16 protein-coding genes are annotated in these 16,142 nt (G+C 44.6%); 5 read left to right on the forward strand and 11 right to left on the reverse strand.

The features are described 5' to 3' along the window. Positions 1 to 293 precede the first annotated feature (293 nt). A complete protein-coding gene (locus tag RIG66_RS04895; protein WP_446375746.1) occupies positions 294 to 1,268 on the reverse strand; it encodes an AEC family transporter in 975 nt (324 codons plus the stop codon). Between the two features lie 236 nt (positions 1,269 to 1,504). On the opposite strand from RIG66_RS04895, the gene RIG66_RS04900 reads away from it, so the two are divergent. The 3 genes from RIG66_RS04900 (at position 1,505) to RIG66_RS04910 (ending at position 3,730) form a co-directional block, all read left to right on the forward strand. Beyond that, positions 1,505 to 2,386, forward strand: a complete 882-nt coding sequence (locus tag RIG66_RS04900; RefSeq protein ID WP_446375748.1) for a M15 family metallopeptidase — start codon at positions 1,505 to 1,507, stop codon at positions 2,384 to 2,386. An 80-nt stretch (positions 2,387 to 2,466) separates the two neighbouring features. Further along, the gene (locus tag RIG66_RS04905) at positions 2,467 to 2,751 is read left to right on the forward strand and encodes a hypothetical protein (RefSeq protein ID WP_446375750.1); all 285 of its coding nucleotides are present in this window, start codon (positions 2,467 to 2,469) and stop codon (positions 2,749 to 2,751) included. Positions 2,752 to 3,037: 286 nt separating this feature from the next. After that, positions 3,038 to 3,730, forward strand: a complete 693-nt coding sequence (locus RIG66_RS04910; RefSeq protein WP_446375776.1) for an ATP-dependent Zn protease — start codon at positions 3,038 to 3,040, stop codon at positions 3,728 to 3,730. A gap of 17 nt (positions 3,731 to 3,747) precedes the next feature. Here RIG66_RS04910 and RIG66_RS04915 read toward each other — a convergent pair whose 3' ends face one another. The 5 genes from RIG66_RS04915 to RIG66_RS04935 form a co-directional block, all read right to left on the reverse strand. Continuing rightward, positions 3,748 to 4,740: a GGDEF domain-containing protein gene (locus RIG66_RS04915; RefSeq protein WP_446375752.1), complete on the reverse strand. Its 993-nt coding sequence runs from the start codon at positions 4,738 to 4,740 to the stop codon at positions 3,748 to 3,750. Between the two features lie 432 nt (positions 4,741 to 5,172). Further along, positions 5,173 to 5,892: a PEP-CTERM sorting domain-containing protein gene (locus RIG66_RS04920; RefSeq protein ID WP_446375754.1), complete on the reverse strand. Its 720-nt coding sequence runs from the start codon at positions 5,890 to 5,892 to the stop codon at positions 5,173 to 5,175. A gap of 58 nt (positions 5,893 to 5,950) precedes the next feature. Next, on the reverse strand, positions 5,951 to 6,634 hold the full coding sequence (locus RIG66_RS04925; RefSeq protein ID WP_446375756.1) for a PEP-CTERM sorting domain-containing protein: 684 nt from the start codon (positions 6,632 to 6,634) through the stop codon (positions 5,951 to 5,953). A gap of 325 nt (positions 6,635 to 6,959) precedes the next feature. Beyond that, positions 6,960 to 7,619, reverse strand: a complete 660-nt coding sequence (locus tag RIG66_RS04930) for a PEP-CTERM sorting domain-containing protein (RefSeq protein ID WP_446375758.1) — start codon at positions 7,617 to 7,619, stop codon at positions 6,960 to 6,962. 488 nt (positions 7,620 to 8,107) lie between these two features. Beyond that, positions 8,108 to 9,469, reverse strand: a complete 1,362-nt coding sequence (locus tag RIG66_RS04935; RefSeq protein WP_446375760.1) for an AAA-like domain-containing protein — start codon at positions 9,467 to 9,469, stop codon at positions 8,108 to 8,110. A gap of 728 nt (positions 9,470 to 10,197) precedes the next feature. On the opposite strand from RIG66_RS04935, the gene RIG66_RS04940 reads away from it, so the two are divergent. After that, entirely contained in the window at positions 10,198 to 10,557 is a 360-nt protein-coding gene (locus RIG66_RS04940; protein WP_446375762.1) for a response regulator transcription factor, read from the forward strand. A 154-nt stretch (positions 10,558 to 10,711) separates the two neighbouring features. Beyond that, positions 10,712 to 11,575, forward strand: coding sequence for a DUF4388 domain-containing protein (locus tag RIG66_RS04945; RefSeq protein WP_446375764.1), 864 nt, complete (start codon positions 10,712 to 10,714; stop codon positions 11,573 to 11,575). Positions 11,576 to 11,679: 104 nt separating this feature from the next. Here the strand turns inward: RIG66_RS04945 and RIG66_RS04950 are convergent, their stop codons facing one another. The 5 genes from RIG66_RS04950 to RIG66_RS04970 all read right to left on the reverse strand — a co-directional run. After that, positions 11,680 to 12,297: a DUF2062 domain-containing protein gene (locus tag RIG66_RS04950; protein WP_446375766.1), complete on the reverse strand. Its 618-nt coding sequence runs from the start codon at positions 12,295 to 12,297 to the stop codon at positions 11,680 to 11,682. Between the two features lie 106 nt (positions 12,298 to 12,403). After that, positions 12,404 to 13,516: a mechanosensitive ion channel family protein gene (locus tag RIG66_RS04955; RefSeq protein ID WP_446375768.1), complete on the reverse strand. Its 1,113-nt coding sequence runs from the start codon at positions 13,514 to 13,516 to the stop codon at positions 12,404 to 12,406. A 369-nt stretch (positions 13,517 to 13,885) separates the two neighbouring features. Continuing rightward, positions 13,886 to 14,968 carry a mechanosensitive ion channel family protein gene (locus RIG66_RS04960; RefSeq protein ID WP_446375770.1) on the reverse strand — a complete coding sequence of 361 codons (1,083 nt, stop codon included), beginning with the start codon at positions 14,966 to 14,968 and terminating at the stop codon, positions 13,886 to 13,888. A 51-nt stretch (positions 14,969 to 15,019) separates the two neighbouring features. Further along, positions 15,020 to 15,292, reverse strand: coding sequence for a DUF928 domain-containing protein (locus RIG66_RS04965; RefSeq protein WP_446375772.1), 273 nt, complete (start codon positions 15,290 to 15,292; stop codon positions 15,020 to 15,022). Positions 15,293 to 15,521: 229 nt separating this feature from the next. Further along, on the reverse strand, positions 15,522 to 16,142 hold a 621-nt coding region (locus tag RIG66_RS04970), incomplete at its 5' end, for an IS66 family transposase (RefSeq protein WP_446375774.1).

Below are 16,142 nucleotides of genomic sequence, written 5' to 3' on the forward strand. Positions count from 1 at the left end.
TACAACCGAGTTCGATTGGGATTACCTAAGACTCACTGGTTAGATGCTGCCTGTGTAGGTATTACTGAAATGCTTCATCTGCTAACCGATCGCATCCTGAAGGTCAAAGCAACCGGAACGGGAGGGCGGCAACGGTGTCAAACCGATAAATATTGCCGAAACCCTTGCTATACCTTAGGGTGGGCATTGCCCACCAGCCAAAATTTCAGTACCATTCAACATAAGATCAACAGGCAGAGCATCCTCAAGGACATTCCCTTCTCAGACTTGGGAACGAGGCTAACGAGGCTAGGCTACGCCCCAAATAAAAGTAACCAAATCGGTAAGGTAAGTAAAAGTCCTATCGAACCAACCGCCAGTGCTGTCACAGTTAACTCGCGATCAAGTTCATACACTTCCGCAATGACTAAAGTGGCAAAGGCTGGCGGCATTGCCATTTGCAGGACGATCGCTAACTGCGGCTTCCCAACAATGCCAAACTGTGATAACGCTATCCCTAACACCAAGGGAATCAGTAACATTTTAATGCCCAGACCCACCCCCGCTTGTTTAACTTTGCGCCAAGACGCCAACTGACTCAAGCGCATACCAATCAGAACCAGTGAAAGCGCGATCGCACTCCAGGCAAATTTTTCCATTCCCTCTTCTAGCCATCCTGGTAACGGAACCTGACGCAACGCCAATCCGATGCCCATACTCCACAGCGCCGGATTAATCACTAGCGATCGCACTAACTGCCCATGACTCTTCTCACCCTGACCAAAACGTGCTGCTAATACTACCCCTAAACCATAAGCACCCAGTAAAGTTCCTAGCATGTCATAAAATAGCGCCCAACCAAAATAGTTTTTTCCCAACAAGGTTAGATTAACGGGAAACCCCAAATACCCTGTATTTCCTACCATCGACGCCAGCAAGAAACTCCCTTGAGTCGGTTTAGTCCACCCAGATGGAGTATCATTTGTCAAGCCTTTATTCGCGGCAAACTTCCCGCCACCCTTAATCCAAAACCAAGCCAATCCTGCACCCAACAAAATCGCCACCCAAGCCGCGATCGGGGCAATCCAAATATTTCCTGATAGATCCGCACCCCGCAGAAACGTAATAATACTGACAGGAACTCCAATCCAGAACAAAAATTGACCAATAAAGGTTGGTACCCACCGGGGCATTAAACGTCCTAATACCCATCCGAGTAGCACACCACCCCCTAGCTGGAGGTAAAGTTGGAACAAGGGTCGTAAACGCTCTGGATCTAGGCTGGGCATTAGATAATGATCAAACAGACAACGGTTTCGATGATAAGTCAGTCTCCAAGAAAAGAAATTGGCACAGACTACATAAGTGAAGTTGCCAACCTTTAGCCGAATGACACTGAATTAAGGCTGGTGGGCATTGCCCACCCTACGGGATATCAAGGGTTTTGGCAATTCCAAAATGCTTATTTAGTGCCATTAAACTTAAGCCAAATGACAGTATCAGTAGTACGCTCAGGAGTGGAGTTTTGAATACCCCCGATTTTCCAGGAGAACCCGTCAACCTATCCGAATCAACAGAGGAGGATATTCCCGTAGCCGTCAGGGATACACCCGACACCCGAAAGCGATCGCGGTTGCAGCCGTTCCTAATTATCCTGGCAGTATTAGGAGGCGGCGCGATCATTTTAGGGCTAATCTTATCCTCATCCACCTCCCAATCCCCTCAAACGGTTACGGCTTCCCCACAACCCACGACAACGGATACCTCCACCCCAGCTAATCCAGAAGAGAGTGAGAGTGAGAACGACGTTGATAATCTTCTGGGACACCTCCCCTACGAAGAAGCTCCCCTATCTGAACTCGAACCCATTACTTCAGATGGTCGGATTCAACTCCGGGAAGCAGCGGCGAAGAAATTTAAAGCGATGAGGGCAGCCGCTCAAGCCGATGGCATCGTATTAGTCGCAATATCCGGCTATCGTACTCAGCAACAACAGCAGCATCTCTTTTTTGACATCAAAGCACAACGGGGACAAGTGGCGACACAACGGGCTGAAGTCAGTGCGCCTCCCGGTTACAGCGAACATCACACCGGTTATGCCGTCGATATTGGCGATGGCAGAACACCCGCCACAAATCTGAACACCAATTTTGAGAATACGGCGGCGTTTAAGTGGCTGGAAAAGAATGCCGCGTATTATAGCTTTGAGTTATCCTTTCCCAAAGGAAATCCCCAAGGTGTGAGTTATGAACCATGGCACTGGCGCTTTGTCGGAGATCCAGATAGTTTAGAAACCTTCTACAAAGCCCAAAATTTGGATCGTCCTGATTCCGAACCGTCTCCTTCGTCCTCAGAACCAGAGGATGACTCTAGTACAAGGGAACCGGGAATAGAGAACCGGGAATAGAGAACCGGGAAAGGTTGTTGTAGTGCGAGCGTCTCGCTCGCTATTTTGTCTAAAAAGTATAATTCGGGAGTTATCCAGTCATGGCTGATAATCCGATCACTCAGCAAGATTATACTATTCCTGAAGAGGACTGGCGTGTTGCTCATACTAGGATAGAGGAAAAGCTGCGCCGGAATGCCCAAACTCAGAAGGGTTGGACGTTAATGGATTCTGCGACTCTGGTTGACGCGGCAAAATTGTTAGGTGAATCCGATGCTCCACCTCCTACTCCTGAAGAGTTACGTTGGCTTAGGGATAATTTGCTCGAACACCAGCAAGCTGTGGAAAAACTTATCAAATTAATTGATTCTTTATTAAATCGCTGAATCAAAAGCCCAATATCATATAGCACTACGCATTGAGGTTAGGACAATAACATTAAGTGAAAAGGCAACAGGCAACAGGCAACAGGCAACAGGGAAATGTCCTAACGTATCTTCGTAGTACTATAACTGTAAAGACTTCCTTGAGCTTGTCACCGATAACCTATCAATTAAATCCGCTCTAATTTAAATGCTAAGATTCCTGTATCACTAGACGTTAATCTTGTCAATGGCAAACCGTTAAAAATCTAAAATAAACCCTCATCAAAACGCACTTTTATATCAAATGATGCAGCAAACCACTCTCAATGTAATTGCCATTGGCATCTTTGGCATGACCCTTTCCGCCCTACTGACTCCAATTTTTAATATTCCGCCAGCGATTCCCGCCTTGGCAACATTTGGAATTTTAGGATTAGTTACGGTAGATACTCTCAGCTTTCAAGGTAAAGGCACAACGGTACTATTAGATTGGTTAGCCCAGAGGCGCAGCGACTATCGCGATCGCATTCTGCATCATGAAGCGGGTCATTTTCTGGTGGCTTACCTTTTGGGGATTCCGATCGCGGGTTATACGCTGACAGCTTGGGAAGCCCTCAAGCAGGGACAACCAGGTTTAGGTGGCGTGCAATTTGATACTCAGCAACTTTCGCCGAATCCCCTTGCCATTGGCGAAATGCGATTGACTCTGGATCGATTCTGTACCGTTTGGATGGCAGGAATTGCGGCGGAAACCCTGGTTTATGGTGAAGCGGAGGGAGGAATCGACGATTGCCAAAAATTAAAAGAGGCGTTGAGATTATTTCAACGTCCGGTTGGTGAATTTACCACCAAACAGCGTTGGGCGATGCTGCAAGCTCAAACGATGTTACAGGATAACTGGGAGGCTTACGAAGCCCTTATTAAAGCTATGGCAGAACGGACATCAGTAGGCGACTGCTACCGTTTGATTCAAGATCACTACCACAATGTAGAGACGTAGCATGTTAAGCCTCTACATTAATAGAGTGTGTCATCACTGTAAAGCACCTGGTTCGTTCCTTTGGCTTTAGCACGCAAAAGATTATGATCCGCCCGTTTGACCAGGCTTTCGCCTTTGTGGTCATCTGAAGCCTTGAGAGAAGCAATGCCAAGGCTAATCGTAATCTCGATCGCGATCGTACCATCTACATTAAACGGTTGCTCGTTGATCTGATATCGCAGGCGTTTGGCGACAATTTTAGCTTCCTCCCCATTGGTTTGATTAAGAACCACTAAAAACTCTTCGCCGCCATACCGAAACAACGTATCCTGTAGGCGCAGATTATGCTGGAGTCGGGTTGAGAGCAACTGCAAAACGCGATCGCCAACTTGATGTCCATAGGTGTCATTCACGGATTTGAAATGATCCACATCCATCATAATCACACTCAGATCCGTGATGTAGGTGCGGGCATTTTGGATTTGCCGGGGTAACTCCCATTCCATCGCCCGACGATTATTCAGTTCGGTTAAGGGATCAGCCAGAGCCAAGGTAGACAGAACATCATTGGTTTGCAGCAGTTTTTGGTAGAACTGCATACTGCGCCATCCGGCTAGGATATGGGCTTTCAGTAGCCGATATTCTGCTAACGTACTTCCTGGATCTCCTGTTGGGGTGCAAGTCAAGGGTAAGTAGGCATCTGCACCGCCTTCTAGGGCTTCAGCACAAATAATTTGCTCCCGACGCGGATCAGCGGCTTTGCCTTCACTCAAGGAATAAGACGGGTCATTAATTAAAATGCAATAGGTCCAGCTTAACTGTAGCTGTTCTTTAACCTGCTTACAGAGTTCCAAACTCCCATTTTGGGTTGCCTGCACGATTAAAATTGCGTATTGTTTAGCTTGAACCTTACTCAGAGCCTCTTCTGGATTGGCAGACGCCTCCACCTTGCCAGACGTGATCGTGCGAATCTGGTCAAGGAACGTCTTAAGGAATTGCGGATTTCCCACGATTAATACAGAAGCGTCCATTTTGGGATGTAGCTCGACAAGAGCTGAGACATTGACCCTGTGCACCTGATTTCAAAACGTTTTCTACCAAAAGTTGAAGCTTTGGCAGGGGATTTCCCCCATCTATATAGAGTAGACTGTTTTTTGGGTTAAGAACAGTAGTATATGTGCTGTAGGCAGAAACTTACGCTGATCCGTTTGAGGGTTGCTACCCTGCATTGGATGCGATAAGGAGTTCGAGTATAACGCATTTCCCCTGACTTCTACACTAGCTTATCGTGCCTTGGAGCCTTCTGCCTTGGAGCCTGGTCTCCACCAACAGTATAAGTATTCCACCGGACATGATATAACCCCACCCAAATCAACGATTCAGATGGGGATAAATACGGCAAAACCTCAGTCAGTGAAACACTTTCTGAGGAACCTTTATTGGGAACACACTAAGTTAGAGGATTACTTCTTTTGTTTGAGCTGCTTCAAGATTGAACCAACACCCAAGGAACCAATAGCTAGCAAACCACCGATTGTACCCGGTTCAGGAACCTCGGTTTGCTCATACCGATTTTCCACCACGGAAATGAACCCTCTAGCACCATTTTTGGCTTCGATGTTAATTTGGTTCTCTACCCTAGCTTTAGCAAGCTTTTGGTCTAACGAGACTTGATCTGTTTTCTTGTTGGCTGGCGGAGCAAAAACTTCGGCTGTACCAACCGTTGTGTTATCCATCGCTTTGATGGTTTGAGTAACCTTCGCTAGCACATCATCGTTAGCCAATGCACTCGCCGGGGAACCTGAACCATCAAATTTGAGCAGCGCACTGTCCAACCGCTTGTTTGGGTCGAGAACAGTGATATCGTAGGCGAGGAAGACATCTAGGCTTGATGATGGGTTTGTGGATGTTGAACGAGCGGAAAAGCCTGTCTGAAAGAGTAACCCAAACGGATCATCATCTTTGGTTTGGACATTGATGCTGTCACAGCTATTCGGGGTTGTCGTTCCTGTCTGGGTGATAATACACTCGAAATTGCCGAATTCTTTATCACCAACAGTAATGCTTTGATTATTGCTGATTAAGTCTCCCAGCTTGAAGTTTAGTGCCTGGGCTGGGGCTGCAAAGGTGGTTGCAACAGTTGCGGCGGTAAATGCGAGTGCTAAAGTACCTTTGTGAATCATTAATCCTCCTAAATTACTACATGCATGAATAGAGTTTAGATGTAACTAACACAGCTAACTATGAATTTTCTTTCCGTTGCCGTTTCAGGATAGAGCCGATACCCAAGGAGCCTAATGCTACTAGACCTGCTATTGTACCGGGTTCAGGAACTTGGTAAGTCTGAGTAATCATAGAAATCCTTGCTCCGTCAGTGAGAAAGATATCTTTGGTAACGAACGCTTTGGTCACTGATTCACTCAGAGGAACATCTTGATTCAATTCAAAACCCGGATCAGATAAATCATCTGGTGCTGTCACGGTGAGAGAACCAAGGAGTTTAGTTATATCATTAGCATCAACGACAGTTTCTGTAATGGATGCAAATCCATCAGGATTAGTGATTTCACCATCGAATGCTAATCCAATACTATTGAAGGGTGACGTTCCTGGCTTAGCCATTACTGTGTACTGGATTAAGACATCGATAAATGAGCTGTCGCCTTCTGCTGCGAAAAAGTCACTTTCAAATTTCAGTCCATTGGGAAGTAAAGAGACTTCAACCTGATCACAACTGGTTGGGGTATTTGTTTCTGGATCAGAACTAATCAAGCAACTGAAGTCACTGAATATCTTGTCGGTAGTCTCTAATGTCCCATTAGAACTCTGTAGAGCCGCTATACTTATGGCTCTAGCTGGAGCCGATAGCGCTCCCAGAACCGTTACTGCTGTTACTGCTGTAGCTACTGCCCATTTCTGCATCATGTTTGAACTCCTTGGTTAGACTGTCTACCCTAGCTTCCCTATGCTTTTCCTCTCTTTAAAGGTACTGTACTCTCACTGGCGTGTCATCCCCATTTCGGTGAAGTGTTGGTGAAGTGACCACTCAGTTATGTGAAGTTTTGATAAACTGCCCTCTAACCCTGACGGTGACTAACGATAAAGTGATCGCACCTTCATTTTCTCCAAAGGGGCGATCGCATCATTCGTCTCAAGGTTTGACGGTAGCTGGATATACAAAAAATTGGGGGTCTTTGTCTTGTTGTCCCCAATGTTTTTGTATTTGAGCCGAAAGCTCTAGCTTGTTGTGTTAAGCTTTGTTCTTTTTGCCAGCGCGGGATAGAGCTAAGGAACCAGCGACTACTCCTAGACCCAGGATTGTGGTAGGTTCGGGAACATCAACAACTAAATCAATGGAGAAGTTTTGAGCTGTTCCTGAAACTGACTGAGCAGTTAAAATACCTTTAGCTTTCTCACCCTCAGCGGTCACAAAAGTACCTTTGAGTTCGCTAAAATTGAGGATGAAATCGTTCCCAGCAAACGGACCGAAAAACTCTCTTCTTGCTTGTCCTGCATCAAGGTTAAACGTTAAACCATCGTTGAATGTAATAAAATTGGGGACAGGATCATAGGTATATAAGCCACTATTACCACTAACGCTACTCGGTACTAAATTCAGCGTTAGATTGGCAACATCGGCATGAGTGTCTACATAAATCAAGAAGTCCCCTGAGCCCGCCGTAACTAGTTCCTTATCATCATCGCCAAAACCATTACGGGGTATATTACCGAAATCAATTGTATCGGTCACTGGAAATCGCTCAAGCGAGAATTCGGCAGGACCATCAATAGAAACAGAGCCAGAAAGCTTCATAGCTTGTGCAGGTGCAGCTGCCATAAATGCTCCGACGGTAGAAGCAGCCAGAGTTGCTGTTCCGAAGCCGATCACTTTCTTGGTTAAAGTAGACATAATTACCAAAGTCCTCATTGATTAGCGGTTTTTGTGACAAAAAAAGCTTAAGTGCTTTCAGTTCACATATTTATTGCGAGTTGGCTTAAGGGGTCTTGAGCCTGTGAAGCTTTGACCTGAGATTATTTTTCTTTCCTTAAGCTAACTTCATACTACTCGACATGCCCAGAAGTATCCATAAAGCTATGATGAACTTTCTGTAAAGTTTTCATGAACTTTCGTCCAGAGGAGCAAGACATCCTGCTATCGGGGGATTTCTTGGAATTGATGCTCCCTGGAGGTTAGAAATTTTTAATATTACACAAGTGGCTGCACTTGAGTGTGTGGAATCTTTACTTAAGATAACAGAACTTTGTCAAGATCAATTAAAGACCACATAAGACAGATTGTAGCTTAAACCTGCCAGAACGCCCATACCTGAGCTTTGGAAAGGGCGAGTTGTGTGGCAATGTTATTCGATATTCTTTTTGAAACGGCTCAACTTACGCCTATAAGTTTCTTATAGCCATGCGATCGCGGAAATACGCCTCATACAACTGACAGCTTACCACCACGCGATCGCGAACCCAACGCACTAATCCGAAACTGTGCAGCTTCACCATCTGGATTGGATCAAGTTCTACAGCATCATTTGCCTTAAGCACCTGCTGATAAGCAACCGCTAAATCTGGATACTGGCGCAGCCTCCATAAATGGCGATGCAGGTGATTCCCATAGATTCCTGTATCCGTCGCTACAGTCTCTACTATCGATTTTAAACTTACCTGATGTTTGACCATTTCATAGAACATCAAACGCACCAAATAGGGAAACCCTCCCACTAACCGCATAAGCTGATCCAGTTCCTGGGATGATAAATAGAGTCCATAACGCTTTGCCAACTCGTAGACTTGTTCACGAGTAAACGGGGATAACTGAATCCCTAACCCCACAGTCAACAGCGATTGATAGGTATGAAACCAACGATAACCCTCAGGGGAATGAACTAACACCAAGCGCAGGTTGGAAAAGACAGGGATATCTTTGGTATCTTCTTGCCAGGAGTGTAATAATGCCAAAAAATCTGCCGCGATCGCCGGATACTCGAAGACTTGATTCACTTCATCAATGGCAATAACCAATGGGCGATCGCTTTGTGCAAGCAAATACTCCTGGAAATAAAGCGTGCAGCTAATCAAACTGCCCATTGCTTCATCCCAATACTCATCCAGTTTCGGTTCTAGCCTAAGCTGTCGTGCCACATTGACACAAAGCCAGCGCAAAAAAGTCGCGATCGCACTAAACACTGAACTCTCTGCCTGATTTAAACTTAATCGTACCGTCCGATAGTTCTGCTTACTCGCATCAGCCAGAATTCTTGCCATTAACGAGGTTTTTCCCATCTGCTGGGAACCCTCCAAACGCAGGATAGTGGCGGGTTGGCGGATTTGCTGACAGCCGTCTGATTCTATAGGCGATCGCTCAATATAATAGATAGAGTTCAACGGAACTTGTCCCTCTGGTACTTCTAAGGCAACAAACTGCCTAGGTTTCAGCGACTTAGCCGTTGTCAAACCCTTGTCACTGAACAGTCTTTGTTCGAGTACCGAGCGAAAATTCGTCTTATTAACTTTTTCCCCACAGGCGTTTGAGAGTAAGTGCCATAATTTCGGCGCGACACCTTGCTTAATATAGTTGGCAGAATAACCATTTTCTTGAGCAATCTGGTCATAGGTTTTAGGTTCATCCTGCCATGATGCCCACAGAATCGCTTTTTGAATATAACTTAGTGAATGACCAGTCTTTGCAACTAGGAACGTATCAATGCATTCCAATACCTGGTCAATTGGACGATGCCCCTGTTTAATCATCGTATCTACGCCTTGTCAGCCTGTAGCACTATTACCGTTTTAGGACATGTCACGCCTTGTCAATTCATATAAGTTCATAAAATTTAGACGAGGATGACTCCCTCAACGTATCAGTTTAGTATATTGACAATTATATATTTTTATGCATTAAGCCAAGCTAGACGCGAATAAATAGTGACCTGTCTCTGATCAAGATATCAACTTTATATATTGAAAAATCTGAAAATTTGGGTAGATTAGTAAATTTGCAACATCCGATTGAGTTTGTCAACCCTCTTATTTAAAGAGTCTGTAAAGTTGGCGGGACAGCGATTAAAGATTAGATAAAGCTTCCCCGTTCAGCCGCACAAATTTTATATCAAATTTATATATTGTTGATAGAGATTAAATTTGGCATCATCAAAAGTATAGATGGTAGGTTGTGAAACACCATAAAATTTATTCCTCAGTGTAACGGGGATAGGCTGGAAGAGAGGTCGCTGGTATTGATCCGCATTCTTGGCTAAAGCTATTAACCAAAAATCGCTTTGGATTTGAGTGATTGTTAAGGCGTCATAGCTGGAGCGATCGCCGTGACAAACGGGCGTCTAAAACTTCAATGGATTTAACCGGAACCGTAGGGATTTTCTCTGAAAAACTTAACCGATAAACACTGATCTGAAAAGCTCAATTTGTCGGGGAGAGTTCCCGGAAACATTATCCTTATTTAGAAAACGGATTTAGATATCATGAAAATCCTTGTCGTTGAAGATAACTTAGACTTTGCCGAAGCGTTATTTGAATGTCTCACGTTTGAAGGCTATATCGTCGATGTAGTCACAAACGGTGCAGCGGCTTGGAAACGGGCAGTAATCACTGACTATGACTTGGTACTTTCTGATATCGAGCTTCCAAAACTAGATGGGATAAGTCTGTGTAAAAAATTGCGTTATTATGGCTATCGTCTGCCTATATTCCTAATGACAGGTTTAGAACGAGATTTGCCAATAATCTTGACGAATGAAGCCAAAGCTAATGCTTATTTTTTCAAACCCTTTAGTTTCCAAGAGTTATTAGGACGGATTCAATCCCACTGTCTCTGTTGCTAAGTCAAACATCTTCGGGGAGGAGTGGCTGGCATTCTGTAAAGCTTATCTCGAATAACCACTGAAAAAAATCCAAACTTCTGTATAGATCAGGGCTTTTGCTTGCCTCCTAGTTTAAAAAAATTAACGTCAACCCTTAAAAACCCTTTCAATTATCATGTGCATCACAGGTTCTCTTGCTGATTTTTCTCTACCCCAAGTTTTTTGCTTACTGGAAACCGGACATCAAAGCGGTTTGCTAACGCTGCATCCTGAGGGTACGGATCAAACGTCCTCAAATCAAGCGTATTATCTCTGGGTATATCGGGGACAGCTTGTGGCAATGGCAAATTTGTTAGATCATCAAGGTTTAGTCTCCTTAATTGCCCAACAGCGTTGGCTCAAGGATATCTGTCCATCCAGTCTCTTTGCTAAATTGACCCGATTATGTCCTAAGCATCAACCTTTGGGTTCTTATCTGAAAAAACAAGGTATTTTAACCAACCAACAACTCAAGTGGCTATTTCAAGCTCAAGTTCTCCAGCCCTTATGTAATGCATTTCAACTTAAAGCAGGTCACTTTAGGTTTGATCATAATGTACCGCTACCGACAATAGAAATGACGGGTTTGAGTATATCGGCGACACTCGCCACGTTGATGGGACTTAGAAATTTGCCTAGCTGGGATGCTTTGGCGGATCACTTACCTGATCCGGATATGGGTTTAGCCAGTTTAGGGACAGATCAGTCTGAGTTTCCGTTAAATGACCTAGAGTGGCAAGTTTGGACATATACGGATTGCATGGTGTCTCTCAAATCCATCGCCAAATACCTACAGCTTCCCCTGAAAACGGTACAGCAGATTGCTTTTCGCTTAATTGCGATCGGTTTGGCGGAAGAGATGTCTCTAGCGGTAGAAGATGACTATACCCCAGCCATCGAGTCTCAATCATCAGGGTTACACCAAGACTCCTATCGGGAAGTTGTGAGTTATTCGTTTCTGCAACATTTACTAGGATTTTTAGTTCCTAAAGCGTCTTAGTGACTTAAGGTTGGTGGGTTGAGCGAAGTCGAAACCCACCCTACGGTATATTAAGAGTTTTGGCGATCTAAGAAAATGCTTATTTCAACAACCGTTACATCAATTTAACGCTGATGCCGACGACGCGATCGATAAGAGGCGCGAACCCGCCGAATTAGTGTCAATCCTAGGAAATAACTACAAATTCCACCAACCATCCCCACCGTAAAGCAGCCAACAAATAGCGTCCAGATAATCTCAGATCCTAACGCCTTGAACTCCTGCCAAGATCCGAGGCTAATATCGGTTAAGCTATTTTTCTGGAGTAGCCATTTCCCTAGATGGAAGTTAAATGCATAAATCGGCACATAAGTCAAAGGATTGCTCACCCAAGTACCAGCCGCCGCGATTATTTTATTGCCGCGAAAGATCAGCGCTAGACATATCCCTAAAATCGTTTGTAGTCCAAATAGGGGAAACAGCCCCGCAAACACACCACAGGCTAAACCGCGTGCGATCGCCTCTGGGGGTCCAGAGAGACGAAGTAAGCGCCAGTAACAATATTGTAAGCGCCGTCGGAAACTGGGTCTGACTTTACGATTGCGATCAGGGAAAGGACGAATGGGTGCAGGTTTAACCTCTGATGATGAACAGTGGGGACGAGTTTGCAGGGAATTTCTAGACGACATACAGGCTAGAGAAGAAACAGTTACAGCAAGGGCGGCACAAGATAATACACTCATCCTAACTGACCTGTGCGATCGCGATCGAGTTCCATTCGTTGTCCTTTGTCATTAGTCCTTTGTCCTTTGTGATTAATTCCTCATGCATAACTCATCATCATTCCGATCAGATGGTAATCGGTGAATCCACATAAATCGTCGGTTCATTCATCTTAAAGTTAATTCCATAAGCGAGTAACTTCTTGGAAATTTTGTCATTAGCCAGTTCCAATAGGCGCTTCCGTAATTGAATGGAATTTTCGCTTGAGCCGAGAATAAAAAATGTTACTCTAGCACGGGTTGTTTTGTCCTCTATGGAAGGAATTAAGGTAATATTTGTACTTCCCGGATCGATGCCGAATAAAGAATTGGTACTCTCAGCAATAATTTGTTGAACTAAAGCTTTTTCTCGTTCTTCCAGAAGTTGAGAAAAATCCAAATAGAGTAACACCATCACTTTCTTGCCTCGGGTCACATTTTCGATTTCCCAATTTGCCATCGTTGAATTCGGAACAATCAAAAGTGTGCTTTTAGCCGCTGTGCGGATTTTTGTAGACCGCAAGCCAATCGATTCAACTCGACCAAACACTCCATCCGGTAAGCGAATATATTCTCCGGGAATAAATGGGCGGTCTAAATAAAGGACAATCGTCCCCAAAAGCTGTTCCAATGTCTTTTGGGCTGCAAACGCGATCGCAATACCGCCAATCCCAAAACTGGCAAGTAATCCGACTAAATTGACTTGCTGGCTTTGAGCAAATGCAACCACGGCAATAAATCCGATGATTACATTCGCTAGAGTCTCAAAAACCAGGAGTAATTCATCAACTTCTCGACCGAGTTTCCGCACTAATCCTATTCCATATACGCGCACAAACTGGCGAAATAAGCGAGAAGCTAGCCACGCCACACTCACGGTTACAGCTAAATCCATAAAGGGAAGAAGGAAGTCATGCAGTCCCTGATACACCTCCAGCCAAGCCAGTGAGAATGAGAGTAAGATTAACGTGCCAGCAAATTTAAACGCTTGTTGGAGTGGAGCGATTAAATTATCATAAATTTCCGTTCCTAGCTGAAGTGAAAATCGGTGGATAATCCAGCTTACCAGAATCGGCGTGTATCGACCTGCCAAAATAGAGAGGAGAGCAAAGATCAGGAAAATTACATAGTTAGGCAGATTTAATGAGTATACAAACAGAGAAACATCACTAATCGTGTTAGGTATATCAGTTAAGTTCATCAGCGAGTACGGCTACTTTAGAAATCAGAATGGCTAGACGGACACGACATATCACATCTGTATTTTATATAATAAACTGTAATGCCTTTCATGTGAAAATTTAAACGATATCCATACAGAATAGCGAGCGAGACGCTCGCACTACTGTTGCCTCCTACCTTCTACCTTTTCCCTCCGCCACAAGACTTATTCAGAATGCCCTAAGTAGCTCGGCGGCAATAAACCTACCTATATTAAGTTCTGTAAATACACCTCAAACCCTTACAAATGACGTAGCTTGCTTCTCGCTTGCGCGAGTATGACAAATGACAAATGACAATATCAAATGACAATCTCAGCCGTTAACTTTTATTGTCCCCCTCTACTTACTTAGATCGTAATGGGTGAATCCACATTAATAGTTTGTTCCTCAATGTCAAAAGCAATACCATATTCCTTGAGTTGCTTGGTGATATTTTGTTTAGCAATATCCAGCACTTGACGGCGCAACTCCATCGAGAACTCACCAGAACCCAGGATAAAAAAGTTAATTTGGGCTTGAGTCATTCCCGACGATCCATCTTGGATAATATCTTTAAACGTGACATCTGTACTGCGAGAGTCAATCCCAAAAATATCAATCGTACTTTCTAAGATAACTTGCCGGATCAGCGATTTTTCTTGGTCGGGCATCGGACGATAGAAAATTAATGAGATAATTGAAATTACCTTCTTAGCACCCGTGAAGTTTTCGATACTGACCTGAGTTAGAGAACTATTGGGAATCACCATTAACGTCCCTTTACCAGAGGAGCGGATTTTGGTAGACCGCAGTCCAATGGATTCGACTCTGCCAAATGTGCCATCGGGTAGACCGATATAATCATCAACAACAAAAGGACGGTCAATATAAATTACAATCCCACCCAGTAGCTGTTCCAGGGTTTTTTGTGCCGCAAACGCCACCGCCAGTCCACCAATTCCCAAACTTGCCAACAAGCCAAAAATATTGATTTGATGGGTTTGAGCAAAGATAATGATGATGGTGACAATAATCAGTAAATTGACAACCAGTTTGGAAAGGAGTAATAATTCACTATTCACCTTCCGTCCACTTTGCAGGGTGGCATTTAACAGATAGGCATCAAAAAACCGCTTGAATAACCGAGAGCCTAACAAACTCGCTGTAATCGCTAAGGCGAGACTGATGGGAAGTTCTATCAGCTTGATAAACTCTCGTCTGGCATAAGCGAGAAAAATAATATCGGTCAAGGTTAGACTCAGGACTAACCCCAGTAATTCTTTTTCCGGTTGAATCACCTTAGGATAGATATCCCTGAACCGCTCCCATAGCGAACCTAGCCAGCGCAAGGCAAACAAACCGCCCGCGATCGCGAAAATCCCAGCAAGTGCGAGTAAAATAAAGGTTTTCAGGATATCGAAATCTAGGACTCCTGGTAAGGCATCCAGCATAGGAATCTCCAATTTAAGCAATGAGCCGTTTAAACTATTATGGCGTGCAGCTTACAGCTCCCCCAAACTACTCGGTTTGTTAAAGATAACATGACCCACGCTCAACTCTTGGCTGGGCAGTTCCAAGTTAACCCCTTTCCCTTGCAATAGGTTGCGCCAGTCTTTATCGGTAACCTGGGGGGAGTTAGCCAAACGAAGAGTCGCTAAATGCGTTAACGCATCGAACCAAACTCGGTTGGCGACATAAACCTGATCTTCGCGGGGTTTTGCCGCACTAAGTTGACGTTCTAGCCTACATTCCGCAGATATTTCAACAGAATTCATGTAAGGATTCAGGTCTGTGTTTAGCTCATCAATAAGCCTGGGTGTACGAGCCGTGCCAAAGTAAGTTGGGAAAGGGAATTAAGTCATATCGGCGAGTGCGCCCAGGCTCAAAACCCCGGCATCAGGCTGATACCACCCATCTCTCAAGATGATGGGTAGGAATGGAGCCTCGGTTTGTCAGTGTGTAACCTTGTCGAGTTCAATCACAAGGGACACAGACAACTGGGTTTCAAGGGACAGGTTCAGGCAACAGTGACACAGATTGCCCCGACTCAGTTTGAGCTACCAAGGCAGCTTGAAAAAACTCAATCACCGACCGTCCTTGTCGCCGACAAGTCTGCACTACACTTAATAAGTCTGCCGTCTGTTGAAATCGTTTCATTGAGCGAGACCCACCACTGACCTTACGCTTAGTCACCGCCAAACGCAGAGAACGTTCCGCCAAGTTATTGTCCGGTGGCACTTCTGGGTGGTCGAGGAAGTACCACCATTGTTGGGCTTTATCCCGTAAAGAGCGCAGTAACTTGCCCGATTCATATCCGGCTGTACTTATCCACTGTTGTATGGTTAGCGCCACTCGTAGCTTAAAAGAGGCAGCCCAGGTAAAGAAAGAGGTAGAATCTTGAGTTTGACGCCATTGCTTATGCTGGGCAAAGGCTTCCTCAATCAGTTCAATGAACGCTTGCCCTAAAGCCGGATTATTACCATGGCTCAATTTCACAACTTTTTTGAAGTGACGTAAAAGATGGGCTAAACATTTCTGTTGTGCTTTGACCTCGTAGCCATTATAGGCACTGTAATCATCACTATTGATTACACCATCAAACCTAGACCCCAACTGTTGGATTAA

This window comes from Coleofasciculus sp. E2-BRE-01 (genome assembly GCF_040221695.1).
Classification (GTDB): Bacteria; Cyanobacteriota; Cyanobacteriia; order Cyanobacteriales; family Coleofasciculaceae; genus Coleofasciculus.

Coding starts and splice junctions, on each gene's coding strand:
- RIG66_RS04895 (WP_446375746.1), bottom strand. CDS start 1,268: ATGCCCAGCCTAGATCCAGAGCGTTTACGACCCTTGTTCCAACTTTAC.
- RIG66_RS04905 (WP_446375750.1), top strand. CDS start 2,467: ATGGCTGATAATCCGATCACTCAGCAAGATTATACTATTCCTGAAGAG.
- RIG66_RS04910 (WP_446375776.1), top strand. CDS start 3,038: ATGCAGCAAACCACTCTCAATGTAATTGCCATTGGCATCTTTGGCATG.
- RIG66_RS04915 (WP_446375752.1), bottom strand. CDS start 4,740: ATGGACGCTTCTGTATTAATCGTGGGAAATCCGCAATTCCTTAAGACG.
- RIG66_RS04920 (WP_446375754.1), bottom strand. CDS start 5,892: ATGATTCACAAAGGTACTTTAGCACTCGCATTTACCGCCGCAACTGTT.
- RIG66_RS04925 (WP_446375756.1), bottom strand. CDS start 6,634: ATGATGCAGAAATGGGCAGTAGCTACAGCAGTAACAGCAGTAACGGTT.
- RIG66_RS04930 (WP_446375758.1), bottom strand. CDS start 7,619: ATGTCTACTTTAACCAAGAAAGTGATCGGCTTCGGAACAGCAACTCTG.
- RIG66_RS04935 (WP_446375760.1), bottom strand. CDS start 9,469: ATGATTAAACAGGGGCATCGTCCAATTGACCAGGTATTGGAATGCATT.
- RIG66_RS04940 (WP_446375762.1), top strand. CDS start 10,198: ATGAAAATCCTTGTCGTTGAAGATAACTTAGACTTTGCCGAAGCGTTA.
- RIG66_RS04945 (WP_446375764.1), top strand. CDS start 10,712: ATGTGCATCACAGGTTCTCTTGCTGATTTTTCTCTACCCCAAGTTTTT.
- RIG66_RS04950 (WP_446375766.1), bottom strand. CDS start 12,297: ATGAGTGTATTATCTTGTGCCGCCCTTGCTGTAACTGTTTCTTCTCTA.
- RIG66_RS04955 (WP_446375768.1), bottom strand. CDS start 13,516: ATGAACTTAACTGATATACCTAACACGATTAGTGATGTTTCTCTGTTT.
- RIG66_RS04960 (WP_446375770.1), bottom strand. CDS start 14,968: ATGCTGGATGCCTTACCAGGAGTCCTAGATTTCGATATCCTGAAAACC.
- RIG66_RS04965 (WP_446375772.1), bottom strand. CDS start 15,292: ATGAATTCTGTTGAAATATCTGCGGAATGTAGGCTAGAACGTCAACTT.